Below are 19,366 nucleotides of genomic sequence, written 5' to 3' on the forward strand. Positions count from 1 at the left end.
TCATTTCCTTTAAAATTTATACGAGATCCCCAATGTCTGGATGAATTTTATGTCCGATATCGCAAGGCTCTTTTTACCCGATGAATCGGCCGGTTTGCCCGAATAAGCCGCTGCACTCGAAAGCAAATCTAAATGCGAAAGATAATCTATTGTCCATGAGTCTTTTTTGAGCGAGAAGCTGTAATAGGCCATCTTGCTTAGGTCTATATTATTTACATCTACTTGAAGGGTGTTTATTATCGGCAGCAGATCGAATCCAATGGCATCGCCAAGTTCATATCCCCACAAATTCACATAGGAACCCAGGTCCAGCTTTGCCGGCAAAACTTTATATTTGAAGGCGCTATTGATCGTATTGAGCGTTGCCGCATCGGCTCCGACAATTGTCGGCTTTGTAAGCAAAACTGTCCCAAATCTGATCCAAATTGGCATGAAAAAAAATTGGCTTTCAAATCCCAGCCTGATAAGGTTCAGATTGCTTATTGTAGATGTCGTGTTGTTGCCAAGAGCAAGAGAGAGCGGGGTTTGGTTCTGTTCATAATCTATTGCAACAAGGAAAGGCTTTTTGATGGCAACCCCTATCCGCATTTTTTGGGGGATCTTATATGTTTTTTCGGGTTCAAGCGACAATTTGGCGCCGCTTATTTCGGTTGTTGTTGTCCATGTGTCAAGAAAAGGCGCCCAGGCAGATGTTTGGCCCGGTTGGAGCAGGGATGCAGCCCCCGAAGTGTTAAAATCCCGGTAATTTATGTATGATGCGATCCCGTTGCCTTTCATGCTTAGGGCTGCGCTCCCAAAATTTTCAAGCGCCAATCCGACGGTTACCCAATCCGAAAAATCATACATAAACCCAATGTCCGTTCTTAGAGTATTTCCGGAATAATATCCCGTGTACCTTGCGTCAGCGACCACGTCGCCTGACGGCAAAGTTATCTGTTTTCTCGTATATCCACTTTGCGCGCCGTATTTATCAGGGTCTGAAAGCCATTTTGCTCCGGCAGTTGCATCTGTTGGATCGAAATTGGGCAGATAAAAGAATTGGTCGGGAGCATCGGAGTTCACAACCGACCTGATATCGTTCGCTATTTGAGCGGTTGCGCTTATCGGGAACATGTTCAACCCGGCATAGAATTTTCCGAATTGCGAAGCAATGGTCGCGATATACGGCGCCTGGATATCTATATTATTCCTGATCTCGGTCAGGTTTGTAAAAGGGATAACAGCTTCCTGCGACAAGAACCCGCTCCAGAGGGGGGATACTGTTTCGGGGGTAGTGACGATGCCTCCGGATGTGAAAGTATAGCCCATTTTCCCTCCGCTTGTGATCGCCATGTTCCCCAAGGTCTGTCCATATAGGTTCGTTGCCATTTTTGCGGTTGTCGGAAAATTCCCGGAAATGTCGAGTTCGCCGCCAATTGGGGCGCGGGAGGAAAAACCAACAGTTATCCAGTCATTCACTCTTTGTGCTGTTGCAAAATTGATCCCTGTAATGCTTGTCGAATAGTTTAGGCTGCTGCTCAATTGGATCTCTTTTGTCGATATTCCAGTTCCTATAGCGCTCGGAGCCCTGAAGAAAATGCCGTATCTTATCGGGGTTGCGGTCGTAGATCCCGTTGTCGACCCAAGTTCGGATGTCCCGGAAAGTTCGCCATAGTTTGTTGTTTTCAGGATATTATAGTTTCCCGAAGCCGTTGAATATGAAAGGGAAGTATCTGATAATTTTTCTTTGCCGAGAGAGGCAGGGTTCCAAAGTATGCTTTTTGTGCCGTAATCGAGGGCGCTAAAGTAGTTTCCCATCCCGATGATAGGATCTTCAGATGGAGATAGCCTAAGGTTTATCAGCCCGTATGGGTAATTGACGGTCTCCCCATAGCTTGTTGATTGAAAAATCGATGCGCAAAAGACCGCCAATAGCAATAACGAAATGAATAAAAAATTTTTCTGCCGCATCAAAATAATGATATGTTGTATAATGTCAAATGTCAAATGTCAAATGCCAAATGCCAAATCATCGGATTAACGGGGCCGATAGGCTCGGGAAAATCGGAAGCGGCAAAGATTTTTAAACGCGCCGGAGCTTTGTTGATAGAAGCAGATCATGTAGGCCACAACCTATATGTTCCCCAATCAAAAGTTTGGGGACAGATCGTCAAAGCGTTCGGGTCTGTTGTGCTTGGAAGCGAGGGAAGGGTCAATCGAAAAAAACTTGGAGAGATAGTTTTTGCCGACCCAAAGAAACTTGATATCCTTAATAGAATTACTCACCCTTTAATTATGCAAGAGATAAAAAAAGAAATTGCAAGTTGTGAGTTGTCAGTTGTTAGTTGTAAGTTGATTATCGTTGACGCAGCTCTCCCGCAATTGTTTGAAGGTTTAGTTGATCGGGTAATTCTCATAACGGCCACAAAAGAGAAAAGGCTTAAACGTCTGATAAAAAAGGGTTTGGAGAAAAACATGGCCCAAAAAAGGATCTCTTTGCAAATGGCCGCAAAAGAATATTTGGATATTGCAGATATTGTCATTGAGAATAATGGGCCATTGAAGCAGTTCAAAGAAAAAATTAAACAGGTTCTAGCCAGTAATTCAATAATTGGTAATAATTCTCGACAAAATTAGGGGTTACCGCTTCTTTAAATTATAAATCCATGAGACCGGTTAGGAAGCGAATATTTTCCGAAGGGTTTTTAAAACGATCGATTTTTTGAGTAGTTTTGATAACGGTAGAATCAGCTCCGCCCAAGCAATCTTTGAGAAAGCCCTTTTCTTGGGCATAGAGGACGATTTTATGGAAAGCTTTGTCGATCCGGCAAATCATCATCAAAAGATACATTGAGGAAGAAGCGGAAGAGGATATGGAGATTGATCAACTCTTCGAGCTGATAATTCGAATTCAAATTCATGGCCTCCTTGAGGAAAAGTATTTTAAACATCAGGACAGGATCAAAGGCGTGCTGACCGGTTTTTATGAGACCGAGTTAGCAACATACCTTTGCGCCCATGTTGGCCTTGTGATGTCCATGCTGGATATATTTCGTTAGATCCGGGCTGGAATTTCAAGAACACGCCTATTTTTTTAATATGACGATAAAAGCCGATCCCTTGCCTTCTTTGCTTTTGACAAAAACCTTGCCGTGGTGGGCGTCGACAACCCATTTGACGATCGCAAGCCCTAAGCCCGAACCCTCGCCTTTTCCTTGCTCAATGCGATAAAAGGCATCAAAAATATTTTTCTGCAATTCTTTTTTTATGCCAATGCCGTTATCGGAAACTTCAAAGATGAATTCTTTCCCGGTGGATCTCAAATTTATTTGTATCTTGCCGTCAGGCGCCGTATTTTTAGCCGCATTTTCAAGCAAATTATTAATGGCTTTTTTTATCTGGTCCGGATCCGCTTTCAATCCCGAGTCGTCGGGAAGATTTAATGTGATGTTCTTTGTCGGATATCTTTTCTTGAGATGCGATGCCGCATTTGTTATGAGTTCCGAAAGATCAAAAGTTCTCTTGTTTAATTTTTCGGTCCCGCCTCGGCTCCTAAAGATCAGCAGAAGATTTGAAACGAGCTTGTCCATCCAATCGGCTTCATTTTTTATTTCAGTCAGCGTTTCGCGGCAGTCATCGGGCGAAAGGGGGGGAGCGCAGCGCGACTTCGGCGATCCCGGAAATTACGGATAAAGGGGTGCGCAGCTCGTGCGACGCAAAACTCAAAAATCTTTGCTGTTTTTTTACCAGATCAACAGAGATAAGGGCATTTATCCCAAGCCATAATGCCGCTATCGTGGCGAAAGTCAGGATCGAAAGTATCCCTAAAAGGATGTCAAAATTATGGTACAGCGGGGAAGTTGTTATCCCAAAGATCGCATAGCCGAGGCTGTTGCCCGCGTCGATAATTTCTCTTTGGTATACTTTGAGCTTTAAATTGTTTTCGAATTCCACATCTTTTAATACGTCGTCTTCATTTTTAAAAAAAGGAAGCGAATTATGCTTTAAGCTAGGAGATCGGGCCAGAAGGTCGCCGTCCTTGCCCATGAATTGGACCAGAATTCCCGATGAAGTGAATTCATTCTTTGTGGTGGAAAAAATATAGTCCTTCGGATCTTTCAGGAATAAATTCGGATTTTTACCTATCTCGACCAGCACATTGTCGGCTGATTTGATGAGCCTTAATTCGGTGTTTTCAAGCGTGCTGTTTTTGAAATAAAAAAATAGCGACAAATTTGAAAAAACGATTATAATTGATAAAAACAATGTGAACCAAGGGGCTATCTTTATTCGCATAATCTGAACCCGACCCCGTGGACCGTTTGGATGAGGTTTTTTTTATGCCCTTTGTCTATCTTATCCCGAAGATATTTAATGTAAACGTCGACGATGTTGCTTTCCGGTGAGAAATCGTATCCCCAAACATTTTCCAAAATAAGCGTCTTTGATACGACTTTATTCGGGTTTCGCATTAAATATTTTAATAATTTGAATTCCGTTGTGGAAAGTTTTATCTCTTCCGGACCTCTTTTTACTGTATGCGATCCGGGATCCAGCGTGAGATCGCCGATCTTTAAAGTTTCGAAATGGATGCCCCGATCTCTTCTTGTAAGTGCGCGTATCCGCGCCAGAAGCTCCTCGAAAGAGAATGGTTTTGTCAAATAGTCATCGGCTCCGGCATCGAGGCCTTTTATTTTATCTTCAACCGCGTCTTTCGCTGTGAGCATAATGATCTTTGAAGGATCCGGTCTTGTTTTCAATTTTTTTGCGATAGTTATCCCATCAAGTTTTGGGAGCATTACATCGAGGATAACAAGCTCGTATTTTCCATCCTGCGCCATAAATAGGCCGTCTTCACCATTTAATGCGGAATCAACAGTATGGCCTTCGCTTTTGAGCCCTTTTTTTATGAATTTGACAATCTTTTCTTCGTCTTCAACTATGAGGATCTTCACATAATAATTATATCATACCTCACCCCCTGTCCCCCTCTCCACTTCGTAGAGAGGGGGGGGGATCAATGAAGAAGGTTTCGAATATAGTTCTCCCTCTCCATTTATGGAGAGGGAGTTAGAGGGTGAGGAAAAGAAAATTAATCAATGATAGGTTCTAATGATTTTCTAATTATTTTTTTAATAATTGTTTAATGTGTGGCCGGTATACTGGGACAATAAAAGTTTACAATTTGAAAAACGGGAGGTGAAAACTCATGAAGAAATTAGCGGTAATATTTGTAGCATTATTCGCGCTTGCGTCATTTGCATTAGCTGCAGAAACAGCGCCAGCTGCAAAAACAGCCGATTCAACAGTAAAGGCTCCAAAAGCAAAGGTTGTTAAGGTTAAGAAGCATTTGAAAGCCCAAAAGGCGGCTCCAAAGGCTGCCCCAGTAGTAGCTCCAAAAGCCGAGTAGTATGATGTGAACCTGAGACTAAAGTCTCGGTTCCGCTCGAATAAAAGCAGCAGAATTAATTCTGCTGCTTTTTTATTTTAACCGCGAATTTATTCGCAGGTTTGTTTCTCCATGTTATAATTTCATCAAATGTCCAAATTCAAATTGGTTTCAAACTTTAAACCCGCGGGCGACCAGCCAAATGCCATCAAAAGTTTGGCAAAAGGCCTGGATGCCGGGAATGAATTCCAAACGCTTCTTGGGGTGACCGGATCCGGTAAGACATTCACGATGGCCAATATAATAGAAAAGACCCAGCGGCCGGCTCTCGTAATATCCCACAATAAAACCTTGGCCGCGCAATTGTGCCAGGAATTTCGTTCCTATTTCCCCGAAAATGCCGTTGAATATTTTGTTTCGTATTACGATTACTACCAGCCCGAAGCTTATCTTCCGTCAACTGACACATATATAGAAAAAGAATCAACAATCAACCAAGAGATTGATCGGCTAAGGCACTCTGCAACAATGGCGCTTCTCTCTCGGCGCGATGTGATAGTTGTCGCGTCTGTTTCCTGCATCTACTCACTTGGCGCCCCAGAGAATTATCTAAAAGCCATGGTGCCTCTAAAAGTTGGCGCGCGGCTTAACCGCGATGATGTTCTTTCAAAACTTGTGGCCATGAAATACGAGAGGAATGATTATGAATTGAATCGCGGGAAATTTCGGGTTAGAGGCGAATCAATTGAGATCCAGCCGTCTTACGAAAAGCATCTATTAAGAGTTGAGCTTGACGAGGGTGATGTAATAAAAAAAATAACCGAAGTTGATCCAACATCGCAAAAAACAATCAAAGAATTGGAGTTTGCCGGCATTTATCCTGCGACCCACTTTGTAACGTTCCAGGACAAATTGGAAGCGGCCCTGCAATCGATTAAAAAAGAGCTCGAATTGCGGTTGGCGGAACTTAAAAAACAAAACAAGCTTTTGGAAGCGCAAAGGCTAGAACAGAGGACAAAATACGATATTGAAATGATAAGAGAGGTGGGGTATTGTTCCGGGGTTGAAAATTATTCAAGGCATATGGAAGGGCGGCCGGCGGGGACCCATCCGTCGACTTTGATCGATTATTTCCCGAAAGATTATCTTATGTTTATTGACGAGTCGCATGTTACCCTCCCGCAGATACGGGGAATGTATTTTGGCGACAAGTCGCGAAAAGATTCGCTTATAAATTTTGGGTTCCGCCTTCCTTCGGCATATGATAATCGTCCCTTGAAATTCGAAGAATTCGAAAAAAAACTTAATCAGGTCGTTTGCGTGTCTGCAACTCCAGCCAAATGGGAGCTTGAGAGAAGCAAAAATGTCGTGGAACAGTTAATTCGTCCAACCGGGCTCATCGATCCGGAAGTTGTGGTCAGGTCGTCAAAAAATCAGATCGATGACCTTGAAAAAGAGATAAACAAGAGAGTGGGTAAGAATGAAAGAGTTTTAGTTACAACTCTTACAAAACGCATGGCCGAGGACCTTGCGGAATACTTGGATGAAAAAGGGATCAAAGTCAGATATCTGCATTCGGATGTAGAAACTTTGGACAGAATAGAGATCCTCCGAGAATTAAGACTTGGGAAATTCGATGTGCTTGTTGGCATTAATCTGCTTAGGGAGGGATTGGATCTTCCCGAAGTTTCGCTTGTTGCGATTCTTGATGCCGACAAAGAAGGGTTCCTCCGAGCCGAAACTTCTCTTATCCAAACGATAGGGCGGGCCGCCAGGAATGTTAACGGTTTGGTTATCCTTTATGCGGAAAAAATGACTGAATCAATGAGAAAAGCATTAGGTGAAACGAACCGCAGAAGAAAAATTCAGCTTGCTTACAACAAGAAAAATCATATTACGCCTAAGACGATCGTTAAAGAGATCGCGGATATATCGGATAGGATAAAAGATTCGAAACTGGACGAAGTGAAACAAATAAAATCTTTTGTGCCGCCGGAAGAAGTCCCCGATCTTATAAAACATCTAACAGATGAAATGGAGATAGCGTCAACCGCTTTGGAATTCGAACGCGCGGCGGAGATCAGGGACAAGATAAAAGAGATAAAGAAGGCATTTTCTATAAAGTAAATTTTATGCTAGAATAAAACAATAATTTTGAAGTTTGAATCTAATTTGGAGGCGGAGGATGATTGATTTCGGAAAAGTAATAACAGCAATGGTAACCCCATTCAAAGAAGATATGTCGGTCAATTATGATCTGGCTGCGAAATTGGCTGTTCATTTATCTGAAAATGGCTCCGATTCTCTTGTTATCCACGGGACAACCGGCGAATCGCCAACTTTAAGCCACGAAGAAGAATATGAGCTCTACCGAGCAGTTAAAAAAGCCGTTTCTCCTAAATGCAAGATCATTGCGGGGACCGGATCCAATTCAACCGCCACAACCATCAAATCAACAATCGAAGCCGAGAAAATAGGCGTTGACGGGATCATGGTCGTCGTACCTTATTATAATAAGCCGTCGCAAGAAGGGATGTATGAGCATTTCAAAGCCGCGGCGAACTGCACGAAATTGCCATTGATAATTTACAATATCCCGGGTCGCTGTGTTGTGAATATGCTGCCGGAAACAGTTGCGAGAATCGCCAAAGAATTCAAAAATATCATTGGGCTCAAAGATGCCGCGGGGAACATCGAGCAGACCAAGAAAACTATCGAATTAGCGCCAAAAGGCTTCATCCTATGGTCGGGCGACGATAATATGACCTTGCCAATGATGAAAGCCGGGGCAGTTGGCGTAATATCTGTTGCGTCGCATATCGTGGGGAACGAAATAGCCCAAATGGTTTCAGCGTTTAATTCCGGCAATACAAAAAAGGCGCAAGAAATACATGATAAGCTTTTACCCATATTTAAAATATTGTTCATAGCGCCTAACCCGACTTGCGTTAAAGCCGCATTGGAAATGGTTGGACTAAAAGTCGGAAAACCTCGTTTGCCTTTGATCGAGGCTGATCAAAATGAAAAAGAGCAGGTCAGGAAAGTCCTGAAAAGTCTGGGTAAAATATAGTTATGAAGAAAGTCTTATTGCATGCATGCTGCGCTCCATGCGCGACACAGGTATTGTCTGAGCTCAATGAGGAGCATTTCGATTTGACGGGATTTTTTTATAACCCGAATATCTTCCCTGCCGAAGAGTATGGAAAAAGAAAATCAAGCATGGAAGAATATTGCAGGATCGTAAACCTCCCGATGGTTTATATCGAGAACGACTTGGAGCACAGGTCCGGGGATTGCCCTTTTTGCTATGAGACAAGGCTTTTGCGCACGGCACAGTACGCCAAAGGCAACGGATTTGAGGCATTTACTACCACGCTTCTCATAAGCCCTTACCAGAACCACGAATTGATAAAAAAGATAGGGTTCCAGATAGAGGAAGAGTTCGGGATCATTTTCGCCTACCGGGATTTCAGGCCCGGCCACCATGCCGGCCGCGCCAAATCAAGAGAATATAACCTTTACCGCCAGAAATACTGCGGTTGCGCATCAAGCCTCAAAACACAGGAGGTAAAAAAATGAGCAAGCTCTTGAAATATTTATCCGAAAAGCCGTTGACCCTTATCGTAAATATCCCGGAAAATAATATCGAAATGGCGAATGCCGCAGTCCAATCGGGCGCCGATGTCCTGGTGCTCAACCAAGGGTATGACGAGGAAAAAATATTAAAAGCCTCGTCTGTCCCTGTAGGGCTCGATGTGAATGACGCCGAAATTAAAGAGATCGAAAAACTCCTCGATTTGAAGTTTGATTTCATAAATTTCCACCATCAGGCGCTCGACCAATATATAAAACTTAAGAAGGCAAAAATAATCGCTCTCGATGAAAATTATACTTTGGACAATTTAATGCAGCTCTCCGATAAAAAGATCGAAGCGATCGACGCGGCGATAATCCCCATAAGCCAGTCGATAAAAGACCTCATGGTCGGCGATCTCCAGAATTATATTGCAATTGCCTTATCCTCAAACATCCCCGTCATCATTCCGACCCAGAGGAGCATCAAGCCGTCTGAAGTCCCGATCATTTGGGATACTGGAGCCAAAGGATTGCTCCTGACAAAGACCGTTATTGGTGAAACCGCGGAATCGATCTACAAGGCCGTAAAAGAATATCGAAATGCGGTCGATGACATCGACACCGAAGCGTAAATCCCAATGACCAAATCCCAAATCCCAATTATTGTATTAATTATACTTCTGCTAACAGCTTCAAGTGCATTTGCTTTCTCGTTTGTTGTGTTTGGCGACAATAGGGACGGTGATGCGGTTTATAAAAAGATACTCGATAAGGTCAATTCAGATAAAACCATTACTTTTTCGGTAAATACCGGCGATTTTGTCGCCCGCGGCCAGGAAAGCGAGTACATCAAATACCAAAAAATGATCAAAAAAAGCAAGATACCGATCTATCATGTAATGGGCAACCATGACGGCGTGTTTGGCGGGTGGAAATTCTACAAAAAATATTTCGGGTCCGATTATTATTCTTTCGATCACGAAAACAGCCATTTTGTCGTGTTAAACAATGCTTTTAAGAGCAGTTTTGACGCGAAGCAGTATAATTGGCTTATTTCCGACCTTAAAAAAAATAAACGGCAGCATACTTTTGTTTTTTTCCATAAGCCGACTTTCGATGTTTCGGGGTTTTACGGCGATTATGTAATGAGCGACAGGCAAGCGAGCGAAACCATGATGGCGCTTTTTAAAAAATATAAGGTTGAATATGTTTTTACCGGACACGTACATGGATACGCGCGAGCAGAAAGAGAAGGGATAATATACACAATAACCGGAGGGGGAGGGGCTCCGCTTTATCTTCCAAAAAATGCCGGAGGCTTTTATCATTATGTGAAAGTAACGGTTGAAGATGATAAGATCGCAGATGAGGTTGTGAGAATTAATGACGAAAGCAATTAAAGAAAGAAATAGGATAACTCTCGCGGCGATAGAGCTCGCGCGCGACAAAAATTTCCACAATATCCCGCACAATGAAAGGATGCATCTCATATCCGAAGTGCTTGCTTTGGGGGAAAATATAGCAAACGGCATTTCAAAAGAGTTTGGCACCTCTGATCCACGAAAGATCGCAGACCTGATGGGCGTTAAGATATCGGGCGACGAGGCGGGCAACCTAAAGAAAAGCGAATACCGGAAGAAAGAGAAGCAGATCGTAATTTTCCACGATACTTTGCGGCGCATCACATCGGAAATTACCGTTCCGGAGCTTTCCGACCGGATATTAAGGTGCCTTATCGCGCACGAGCTTTTCCATCACATCGAAGAAGTCAAAGTGGGATCTATCTATAAACGGTTCAAATTCAAAGGCAAATTATGGTTTAATTATTATATCAAGGGGCTGTCAGACGTAGCCGCGCAAGCGTTCACGCAAAAATTATTGGGGCTTGAATTTTCTCCGCTGGTATTTGACTATTTAACGTATATAATGTTCACATCGGATTTTAAGAACTAATAGGGGGGTAATATGAAAAAAATTATCTTAAGTTTCTTTGTTGCTGTGTCCCTATGTCTCTTTGTTGCTATGGCCCTATGTTCCATTTCCTTTGCGTTGGATTTGCCGTCCGATAGCGGATCATCTCTGCTAAATACTGTTTCACAGGTGTCGAATCTATCGACTGCGGCAACAACTAAGCCAAGTTATAAGCTCGGCGGAATAAGTATTGCGTATGTAAAAGTTGGGGCGGATTCCGTCGGTGTTCTAACTTGGCATCCTGACCTAAAATTCGGCCCATGGGGTGCGGGGCTTGATGTGAATATGTCTTTGGGGGATAAATATGTCACGGGATACGAAGGGATCGTTGTGCGTTATGCCGAATATGACGATTCAAGCCGAGGTTTGAGATATGGGATACTGGACGGAATAACTTGGGGGCATGGGCTGCTTTTGAAAAATTATACGACAAAAATCATCGGCCCTGTTATCGTAAGTGATAACCAGTTAGGTTTTAAAGGATATTATAGTTTCGATAAGTTCACAGTCCGAGGATTGACTACGCATACAAATATTATAGGCGCTAGAGTTGAAGAAAAAATTAATCCGATGCTCACTTTGGGACAGCATTATGTTGCGGATAACGGCGGGACAAATGGAAGGCCTGCTATCGCGGGATTGGGCGCTGATGCTTCCGTCCCCCTGCCTCTTAATTTTGAAGCATACGCCGAAGCCGCGCAGATCGTAAATCATGGATCGGGAATTGGCGCGGGGTTAACTTGGGCGTATGACATTATGGCGGCCAAAGCGTCTTTTAATGCTCAATACAGGACTTTCGATAAAGGATTTATCCCTTCACTTTTTAGTTCCGATTACGAAACGAACCCAAAGAGCTTGGCATCAGCCGAAGCTTCGGGCAATTCCAAAAACGGGTATTTGGTCGAGCTTGGGATCGATGCTCTTGGGTTAGCCCAATTAAATGCGGCATTTGAAAGCTATGTCGGATCTAACCAATCTTTCGGCGCGACACTTGCCGCAAAAGTCAGCGAGCAAGTATCTTTCACCGGATATTACAAACAGCCGTCTTTTATTAATTTCAGCTCTCTTTCATACGAGCAAGGCGCCATCATGGGCGGAAAACTTGCGTATAAGGTCAATCCATACACAACGCTAATAACTAATTTCAAGAGAGCCTACAATCCTGCAACAGGGCAGGTACAGAGCGACCAATATTACGAAATGCAGTTCAATTTGTGATATAATTTATGATATATGTCTGCAGACCTGCACATCCACAGCAACCTTTCGGACGGTACAAATTCGCCAGAAGAAGTAGTTGACCTGGCAAAGATTGCCGGCCTTACAAAGATCGCCCTGACTGATCACGATACCGTAATGGGGATTAAACGGGCGCAAAAAGCAGGCATCGGGATAGGCGTTGACGTAATACCCGGTATCGAGTTCACAACTGAAGCTAATAACACCGAAGTCCACATATTAGGTTATTTTTTTGATCCAAAAAACACAAAACTTTTAGAAATATTAGAGAAGATACAAGCGGGCCGGGTGGATCGCATACATAAAATAGTTAAAAAACTGAATGAGCTTGGCGTTTCAATAACGGCCGACGATGTTTTTAGATTTTCAAACAAAGGAGCTCCGGGGCGGCCTCATGTGGCAAGAGCAATGATCGAAAAAGGATATGTTTCAAGTTTTAAGGAAGCTTTTAACAAATATATTGATTTCCGCGGCCCGGCGTATGTAAGCCATTATAAATTATCGCCTGAAGAAGCGATAAAATTAATAAGGCAAATAAATGGAGCGCCGGTTTTTGCGCATCCCGCAGTCTCGAATTGCGACAATTATATTCCTGATCTTATAAGTGCAGGGCTTTTAGGCCTTGAAGCATTTTACTCCGGGCATAATTCATCGCAAACTGAAAAATATAAAAATATCGCGCATAAATATAATTTAGTTATGACCGGAGGTACCGATTTTCACGGCGACAATTCCGGCCGTGAAATAAAATTAGGCGATATTTCAATTCCCGACGACATGGTCGACAAATTAAAAGAGGCAATATCTTGAATACATTCGCCGAAATAAGCCTTGAGGCGGTCAAACATAATATAAAAGAAGTTAAAAATCTTTTGTCCCCGAGCACTCGCTTTATGGCTGTTGTTAAAGCGAATGCTTATGGGCATGGATCGATCGCAGTTTCCCGTGCCGCGGCAGAAGCCGGCGCCGATCATCTAGCAGTTGCTAATTTGAAAGAAGCCCTCGAACTGCGGGAAGCCGGGACACAGCTTCCAATTTTAATTTTGACCGAATCCCCGACATCGGTCATGGATGAGATCGTGGAGCACCGTTTAACGCAGACTGTATATTCATATTCCGAAGCAAAAGCGCTCTCTGATGAAGCCGTAAAGCGCGGGAGAAAAGTTCCGGTCCACATCAAAATGGATACAGGCATGGGCCGCGTCGGCGTCCAGCCATCAGAGGTTATCGCGCTTTACAATAAAATCATATCTCTCCCTAATTTGATCGTAGAAGGCATTTTTACTCATTTTGCGAAGGCCGAAGAGCATGGAGATTCGTACACAAAACAGCAATTTGAAAAATTCCAGTCGATAATTGCCCGGCTTGAAGTCGTTAAGATAAAACACGCGGCAAATTCCGCGGCGACCCTTTTCCATCCAGAAACCCATCTTGACATGGTGCGGATAGGCCTTATGATATATGGGATATACCCGGCAGGCGGAGCCCACAGGTCAATTGCTTTGAGGCCGGCGCTTTCATTTAAAACAAGAGTAGTTTATTTAAAGAGAGTCCCGCGCGAAACCTCTCTCTCTTACGGCGGGACATATGTTACAAGCGGTGAAACAACTATTGCGACACTGCCTGTCGGTTATGCTGATGGATACAGCAGGAGATTGAGCAACAGAAGCCAAGTCCTTATTAAAGGAAAGCGTTTCCCAGTTGTCGGCCGCATAAGCATGGATATGACGCTCGTTGATATCGGGGACGCAAAGATTGATGTTGGCGATGAAGCTATGCTTATAGGGACGCAAGGAATGGAGACTATTTCTGTTGATGAGATAGCTAGGCTTGAAGATACCGTGAGCTATGAGATAATTTGCGGGATAGGGAAAAGGGTCCAGAGGATTTATAAATAAAAATTAACCAGCGACTAAATCCCGATGTGGGAATCGGGACAAGCGTCGCGGTTAATTTTTGAGGAACCGCGAGCCGTGCCTACCGGCAGGCAGGGTTTACTCGCAGGTTCCGAACTGGAGAGAAAATGAGCTATGTTTCGCTGTACAGAAAATGGAGATCTCAAAGCTTTGACGATATAGTTGGGCAAAAACATATAATCAAGACTTTAAAGAACGCGATATCACAAAACCGCATCGCGCACGCTTATCTTTTTTGCGGACCGAGGGGGACAGGAAAGACTTCGATCGCAAGGATATTTGCAAAAGCTTTGAATTGCGAAAATGGTCCGACAGTTTCGCCATGTACAACTTGCGCCAACTGCACAAAGATCCGCGACGGACATTCCGTTGATGTAACAGAGATCGATGCGGCGTCGAATCGCGGTATCGACGAAATACGCGACCTTCGCGAAAAAGTCAGATATGCTCCTGTTGAAGGAAAATATAAAGTTTACATTATAGACGAGGTGCATATGTTGACCTCCGAAGCGTTCAATGCATTATTGAAAACCCTTGAAGAGCCGCCATCGCATGTAATCTTTATTCTTGCAACAACTGAACCGGCGAAAATTCCTGTAACTATCGAAAGCCGATGCCAGCGATTAGACTTTTCCAGGATTTCTCTTGAAGAAATTAAACAACATTTGAAAAAAATATCCGCCGCCGAAAGCATTAAAATAGAAGAACCCGCATTGGACCTTGTTGCAAGGTCGGGCGAGGGAAGCATGAGGGATTGCGTTTCACTCTTAGACCAGCTTTCATCGTACGCCGGCAATAATATCTCGATCGATAATGTTGTCGAGCTTTTAGGCTGTGCGGATGAAGCGATGCTTTTTAATATGGCCGATTCATTGGCGAGGTGCGATATCGCTTCGGCGCTCAATACTCTGCGTGAGGGGATAGATCGCGGGCGAAGCGCCTCGCAAATAGTAAGGGACATGATCTCGCATTTTAGGAATTTATTGTTCATAAAGCTTTCGGCTCACGAGGCGCTCGAATTGACCAAAGATTATCTCGAAAGGTTAAAAAAACAATCGGGATCATTTTCTCTTGATGCGGTAAAAAAAATAATAAGGGCTCTTTCCCGGGCAGAACTTGATATGAAATGGCACCCTCACGCTCGATTGGTTTTAGAGGTTGCTTTGCTTGAGTTGCAAGAGGAAAACCCCCTCTCTTCTCTCCCCCTTAGTAAGGGGGAGATGTCCGAACATCGTTCAGACAGAGGGGGTAAAGTCGCAGCCGATCCACGCCTAACGGAAATTAAAAGTAAATGGTCCCAAATCCTCGAAGAAGTTAAGAAGAAGAGTTTGTACGGATATGTATCTCTGCATGAAGGCGACCCAATTTTAGCAGATGACACAGGGCGTCTTGTTATTTCTTTCAGAAAAGGATATGCTTTCCATAAAGATAGGCTGGAAGAAGCTAAAAATAAGCAGGCTGTTGAAGATATTATTACACAAGTTATGGGACACCCCGTTAAAATCGAATGTAAGATATTGGATGACGTTAATAATGCTAAGCCGCTGATAACAGTCGATGCCGTGCGCGAAATTTTTGAAGGGGAGCTGGTAAAATAATGTTTGGGAAATTGGGAGATATGGCGGAGATGATGAAACAGGCGCAGAAGATGCAAGACTCGCTTAAGAAAATAAAAAACGACCTTAAGTACGCGCGGTACGAAGCGGAATCAAACGGCGTCAAGGTTATAATAGACGGAGAAATGGAAATAAAAGAATTAAAGATCACAACACAAATGGACAACAGGAAAATGGAAGATACGGTAAAACATGTGATAAATAAAGCATTAAAACAATCGAAAGACGATGCGGCGAACCGGTTGAAAAGTGCGACCGGGGGGATATCGATCCCGGGGCTTACATGAGCCAATACGCGTCCGCAATGAGAACATTGATCGATGCGTTGAAGCGCCTGCCCGGCGTCGGCCCAAAATCCGCGCAGAGATTGGCGTTCCATATCCTCGAGATCCCCGAATCGGAAGTAATGGATCTTACTTCAGCTATTATCGAAGCCAAAAAGAAGATTAAACACTGCAACATTTGTTTTAATATCTCGGATAAAGATCCTTGTGAAATATGCTCGGATCTAAGCCGCGACCGTTCGCTTATATGTGTTGTCGAAGAGCCTAAAGACCTTATCGCTATCGAGCGAAGCCGCAGCTTCAGGGGCATTTATCACGTACTGGGAGGGGCTATTTCGCCGCTCGACGGCTTGAGTCCCGATAGCTTGAGGATCGTGGAATTGATCGACAGGGTCAAAAGCAATATGATAAGCGAGGCGGTCCTTGCAATGAACCCGACAACAGAAGGAGAGGTCACGGCGTCATATTTGACAGGGATATTAAAGCCTCTTGGCGTTAAAGTTACCCGCATTGCCTATGGCTTGCCTATGGGCGGGGACTTGGATTATGTGGATGAGCTGACGCTTTCGAAATCATTTGAAGGGAGGAGGGAAGTGCATGTTTAGATCTTATCTTAACGATCTGGCGAAGATGATCTTCAGGCCGATATTGTTTTTTACGGTGATCCCCGAGGGGAAATGGTACGATAAGCCGGCATCATTTGCGGGGTTTACTTCCGCATTGCTTTCGTTCGTGCTGGCTTCTGTTATTTTTGTGACGCAATTCATGCCCATAGGCTCGACAATGTTCGAAAAAGTACAACCGTCGAAGATCATAATTGCTTCTCCAGTGATGGCAGTCCTTGGCCTGATGTTTTTTGCGATGACATTTGCTTTGCTTTTTGGGCTGCTACTTGTTATTTTATTAATTTTATCCGCGACCATCGGATCTTTATTGTTTTCCGCGTCTTTTGTGTTATTTTCAAAACATGAATCGACGGTCGGCATCAATAACGAAGGGTTCTTAAAGGATATCAAAGCTTCATTATATTCATCAGGCTCTATGGCCGTATTTATTTTGCCGATTTTGATGATACTGCTCACAAAATCGAGCCGCATGGACTTTACAAACTTTAAGATCGGGTATAATATGTTATATTCGTTTTGGGTCTTGTATATGTATGGAATACTAGCGATCATTGCCCGCAAAAACCATGATCTGCCAAAATGGAAAGCGTTTGCAGCAGCACTTCTCCCCATTATATTCCTGATATTGGTTGGAGTTGTAGTGAGCAAGGTTGTTCTTATTAAAATTAGTTCCATGATAGCCTAAGAAAGCCCTCCAAAGGCGGGCAAGGAATATCAATGAGTAAAAATATCTTAGAAATAAGATGGCACGGAAGGGGAGGCCAAGGAGCGAAGACTGCCGCCCTGCTTTTTGGCGACGCCGCAATGGATTCCGGCATGAATATCCAGGCTTTCCCCGAGTACGGCCCGGAGAGGATGGGAGCGCCTGTCGCATCATTTAACCGATTATCCAAAAAGCCTATCACGATACACTGTTCAATAACTAATCCCGATGTTGTTGTAGTATTGGACCCTACTTTGATCGGCCGCGTCAATGTTACCGATGGTTTGGCAGAAGGCGGCAAACTGATAATAAATACAGAATTATCCCCCGCGGATTTCAAAAAAACGATAAGCGCCCCAGGTATTATGATCTATACTGTCAATGCATCCGGTATTTCAAAAGAAGCGATCGGCCGCGATATGCCAAATACACCGATGCTTGGAGCTTTGCTTAAAGTTTCGCAGATCATGGATTTTGACAAAACGATCGCAGGCATTGAGATCAAATTAAAGAAAAAATTCAAAGGCAAGCCGGAAATAATCGATGGCAACTTAAAAGCCATCAAGCGCGCTTATGAGGAGGTCGTATCCGAGTGACTGCAAAACCAGGTTGGAAACAATTAAAAGAGGGAGATATCCTGGAAGCCGGAACTTCGCAAAAGTTCACGACAGCCGATTGGAGATCCGAGCGGCCAATATTCCATAAAGAACGTTGTATCGATTGCAAGCTGTGCTGGGTGTATTGTCCCGATTCATCGATACTTCTGGACGAAAACAAAAAAGTATGCGGGATCGATCTTGAGCATTGCAAAGGATGCGGGATCTGTTCGTTCGAATGTCCTGTGAAGCCCGAAAAAGCTATCACAATGCAGAACGAACACAAGTAAACGAAGGAGAGGTCATATAATGGCAGTAGCGGCAAAAACAGGCAATGAAGCGATGGCGGAGGCCATGCGCCAGATAAATCCGGATGTTGTTGCGGCGTATCCAATAACTCCGGCAACAGAAATTGTCATGATATTCGCGCAATTTGTAGCCGATGGATTGGTTGATACCGAATATGTTCCGGTCGAATCAGAACATTCGGCAATGTCCGCTTGCGTTGGCGCCGCGTCAGCAGGGGCGAGAGTCATGACCGGGACATCTTCGCAGGGGCTAGCATATATGTATGAAATATTGCCGATAGCCGCGGCTCTTAGGCTTCCAATTGTTATGTGTGAAGTCAATCGTGCTATTTCCGGTCCGATAAATATTCATTGCGACCATTCCGATACTATGGCTGCGAGGGATTTTGGGTGGATACAGATGTTCTCCGAGAACGCCCAAGAAGCTTATGATAATACGCTTCAAGCTGTTCGGATCGCAGAGACCGTAAAACTTCCAACAATGGCAACAACAGATGGGTTTATCATCAGCCATTGTATGGAAAGGATAGAAACACTGGAAGATGACCAAGTAAAAGATTTTATCGGCGAATACAAATTAACACCATCACTTTTAGATATCGAAAATCCGACAACACGAGGAGCTTTAGACCTTCAGGATTATTATTTCGAACACCATGTCGGCGTGGGCGAAGCGATGAAGGGCGCAAGATCCATTATTAAAAGTGTTGCCGAAGACTTCAATAAAAAATTTGGCAGAAAATATGATCTCATTGAAGGCTACAAATTAGAAGACGCCGAAAGGGTGATCGTAGCTCTTGGTTCCACTTGCGGAACACTTCGAGCGGTAATTGACGAACTTAGGGAAAAAGGCGCAAAAGTAGGTCTTTTAAAGATCAGAGTATTTAGGCCATTTCCTGCCGATGAAATTGCGAAGGCTCTTTCAAATTGCAGATCAGTTGCGGTTTTGGATAGAGTCGAGCCATGGTCGGGCGTTGGTTCCCAAACTTTTGTTGAAGTAAGGTCTGCATTGTTCAATCTGGCTAAAAAACCAAAGCTTATCAATTACATGTACGGCTTGGGCGGAAGGGATATTTCACTAAAAGAACTCGCGGGCGTTTATGAAAATCTAAAGAAGGCCGATAGCCTGCAAGAAGTAAATTATCTGGGAGTGGGGGAATAAT

At 43.7% G+C, this 19,366-nt stretch carries 23 protein-coding genes; 18 read left to right on the forward strand and 5 right to left on the reverse strand.

Annotated features, from left to right (window positions below; genetic code table 11):
* Positions 1–9: 9 nt before the first annotated feature.
* Positions 10–1,950, reverse strand: a complete 1,941-nt coding sequence (locus HZC34_03690) for a hypothetical protein (protein MBI5700936.1) — start codon at positions 1,948–1,950, stop codon at positions 10–12.
* Positions 1,951–1,986: 36 nt separating this feature from the next.
* On the opposite strand from HZC34_03690, the gene HZC34_03695 reads away from it, so the two are divergent.
* Positions 1,987–2,616, forward strand: a complete 630-nt coding sequence (locus HZC34_03695) for a dephospho-CoA kinase (GenBank protein ID MBI5700937.1) — start codon at positions 1,987–1,989, stop codon at positions 2,614–2,616.
* A 167-nt stretch (positions 2,617–2,783) separates the two neighbouring features.
* Here HZC34_03695 and HZC34_03700 read toward each other — a convergent pair whose 3' ends face one another.
* The 4 genes from HZC34_03700 to HZC34_03715 all read right to left on the reverse strand — a co-directional run bounded on the left by HZC34_03700 (position 2,784) and on the right by HZC34_03715 (position 4,934).
* A complete protein-coding gene (locus tag HZC34_03700) occupies positions 2,784–2,930 on the reverse strand; it encodes a transposase (GenBank protein ID MBI5700938.1) in 147 nt (48 codons plus the stop codon).
* Between the two features lie 135 nt (positions 2,931–3,065).
* Positions 3,066–3,569: a HAMP domain-containing histidine kinase gene (locus tag HZC34_03705; protein MBI5700939.1), complete on the reverse strand. Its 504-nt coding sequence runs from the start codon at positions 3,567–3,569 to the stop codon at positions 3,066–3,068.
* A gap of 43 nt (positions 3,570–3,612) precedes the next feature.
* A complete protein-coding gene (locus HZC34_03710) occupies positions 3,613–4,275 on the reverse strand; it encodes a hypothetical protein (protein ID MBI5700940.1) in 663 nt (220 codons plus the stop codon).
* The gene (locus tag HZC34_03715) at positions 4,266–4,934 is read right to left on the reverse strand and encodes a response regulator transcription factor (protein ID MBI5700941.1); all 669 of its coding nucleotides are present in this window, start codon (positions 4,932–4,934) and stop codon (positions 4,266–4,268) included. The genes HZC34_03710 and HZC34_03715 overlap by 10 nt, the downstream gene beginning before the upstream one ends.
* A 254-nt stretch (positions 4,935–5,188) precedes the next feature.
* On the opposite strand from HZC34_03715, the gene HZC34_03720 reads away from it, so the two are divergent.
* The 17 genes from HZC34_03720 to porA all read left to right on the forward strand — a co-directional run bounded on the left by HZC34_03720 (position 5,189) and on the right by porA (position 19,365).
* On the forward strand, positions 5,189–5,389 hold the full coding sequence (locus tag HZC34_03720) for a hypothetical protein (GenBank protein MBI5700942.1): 201 nt from the start codon (positions 5,189–5,191) through the stop codon (positions 5,387–5,389).
* A 129-nt stretch (positions 5,390–5,518) separates the two neighbouring features.
* Positions 5,519–7,495: an excinuclease ABC subunit UvrB gene (gene uvrB / locus HZC34_03725; GenBank protein ID MBI5700943.1), complete on the forward strand. Its 1,977-nt coding sequence runs from the start codon at positions 5,519–5,521 to the stop codon at positions 7,493–7,495.
* A gap of 58 nt (positions 7,496–7,553) precedes the next feature.
* On the forward strand, positions 7,554–8,438 hold the full coding sequence (dapA, locus tag HZC34_03730) for a 4-hydroxy-tetrahydrodipicolinate synthase (GenBank protein MBI5700944.1): 885 nt from the start codon (positions 7,554–7,556) through the stop codon (positions 8,436–8,438).
* A gap of 2 nt (positions 8,439–8,440) precedes the next feature.
* Entirely contained in the window at positions 8,441–8,947 is a 507-nt protein-coding gene (locus tag HZC34_03735) for an epoxyqueuosine reductase QueH (protein ID MBI5700945.1), read from the forward strand.
* The gene (locus HZC34_03740) at positions 8,944–9,576 is read left to right on the forward strand and encodes a hypothetical protein (protein ID MBI5700946.1); all 633 of its coding nucleotides are present in this window, start codon (positions 8,944–8,946) and stop codon (positions 9,574–9,576) included. Before HZC34_03735 ends, HZC34_03740 begins: the two co-directional genes overlap by 4 nt.
* A gap of 6 nt (positions 9,577–9,582) precedes the next feature.
* Positions 9,583–10,344: a metallophosphoesterase gene (locus HZC34_03745; protein MBI5700947.1), complete on the forward strand. Its 762-nt coding sequence runs from the start codon at positions 9,583–9,585 to the stop codon at positions 10,342–10,344.
* Entirely contained in the window at positions 10,328–10,897 is a 570-nt protein-coding gene (locus HZC34_03750; GenBank protein ID MBI5700948.1) for a hypothetical protein, read from the forward strand. The genes HZC34_03745 and HZC34_03750 overlap by 17 nt, the downstream gene beginning before the upstream one ends.
* A 12-nt stretch (positions 10,898–10,909) precedes the next feature.
* Positions 10,910–12,133 (forward strand): hypothetical protein, encoded by a 1,224-nt coding sequence (locus tag HZC34_03755; GenBank protein MBI5700949.1) that lies wholly within the window; start codon positions 10,910–10,912, stop codon positions 12,131–12,133.
* A 15-nt stretch (positions 12,134–12,148) separates the two neighbouring features.
* Positions 12,149–12,964: a PHP domain-containing protein gene (locus HZC34_03760; GenBank protein MBI5700950.1), complete on the forward strand. Its 816-nt coding sequence runs from the start codon at positions 12,149–12,151 to the stop codon at positions 12,962–12,964.
* Positions 12,943–14,052 (forward strand): alanine racemase, encoded by a 1,110-nt coding sequence (gene alr / locus HZC34_03765; GenBank protein ID MBI5700951.1) that lies wholly within the window; start codon positions 12,943–12,945, stop codon positions 14,050–14,052. The genes HZC34_03760 and alr overlap by 22 nt, the downstream gene beginning before the upstream one ends.
* Positions 14,053–14,177: 125 nt before the next feature.
* The gene (gene dnaX, locus HZC34_03770; GenBank protein ID MBI5700952.1) at positions 14,178–15,668 is read left to right on the forward strand and encodes a DNA polymerase III subunit gamma/tau; all 1,491 of its coding nucleotides are present in this window, start codon (positions 14,178–14,180) and stop codon (positions 15,666–15,668) included.
* Entirely contained in the window at positions 15,668–15,973 is a 306-nt protein-coding gene (locus tag HZC34_03775; GenBank protein MBI5700953.1) for a YbaB/EbfC family nucleoid-associated protein, read from the forward strand. Before dnaX ends, HZC34_03775 begins: the two co-directional genes overlap by 1 nt.
* Positions 15,970–16,575: a recombination protein RecR gene (gene recR, locus HZC34_03780; protein MBI5700954.1), complete on the forward strand. Its 606-nt coding sequence runs from the start codon at positions 15,970–15,972 to the stop codon at positions 16,573–16,575. The genes HZC34_03775 and recR overlap by 4 nt, the downstream gene beginning before the upstream one ends.
* Positions 16,568–17,281, forward strand: a complete 714-nt coding sequence (locus tag HZC34_03785) for a hypothetical protein (GenBank protein MBI5700955.1) — start codon at positions 16,568–16,570, stop codon at positions 17,279–17,281. Before recR ends, HZC34_03785 begins: the two co-directional genes overlap by 8 nt.
* 32 nt (positions 17,282–17,313) lie before the next feature.
* Positions 17,314–17,895 carry a 2-oxoacid:acceptor oxidoreductase family protein gene (locus HZC34_03790; GenBank protein MBI5700956.1) on the forward strand — a complete coding sequence of 194 codons (582 nt, stop codon included), beginning with the start codon at positions 17,314–17,316 and terminating at the stop codon, positions 17,893–17,895.
* Entirely contained in the window at positions 17,892–18,185 is a 294-nt protein-coding gene (locus HZC34_03795; protein ID MBI5700957.1) for a 4Fe-4S binding protein, read from the forward strand. Before HZC34_03790 ends, HZC34_03795 begins: the two co-directional genes overlap by 4 nt.
* A gap of 19 nt (positions 18,186–18,204) precedes the next feature.
* On the forward strand, positions 18,205–19,365 hold the full coding sequence (porA, locus tag HZC34_03800) for a pyruvate ferredoxin oxidoreductase (protein MBI5700958.1): 1,161 nt from the start codon (positions 18,205–18,207) through the stop codon (positions 19,363–19,365).
* The last annotated feature ends 1 nt before the right edge of the window (position 19,366 follow it).

The sequence above is a fragment of the Candidatus Saganbacteria bacterium genome (assembly GCA_016223245.1).
In the GTDB taxonomy this organism is placed as follows: domain Bacteria; phylum Margulisbacteria; class WOR-1; order XYC2-FULL-46-14; family XYC2-FULL-37-10; genus JACRPL01.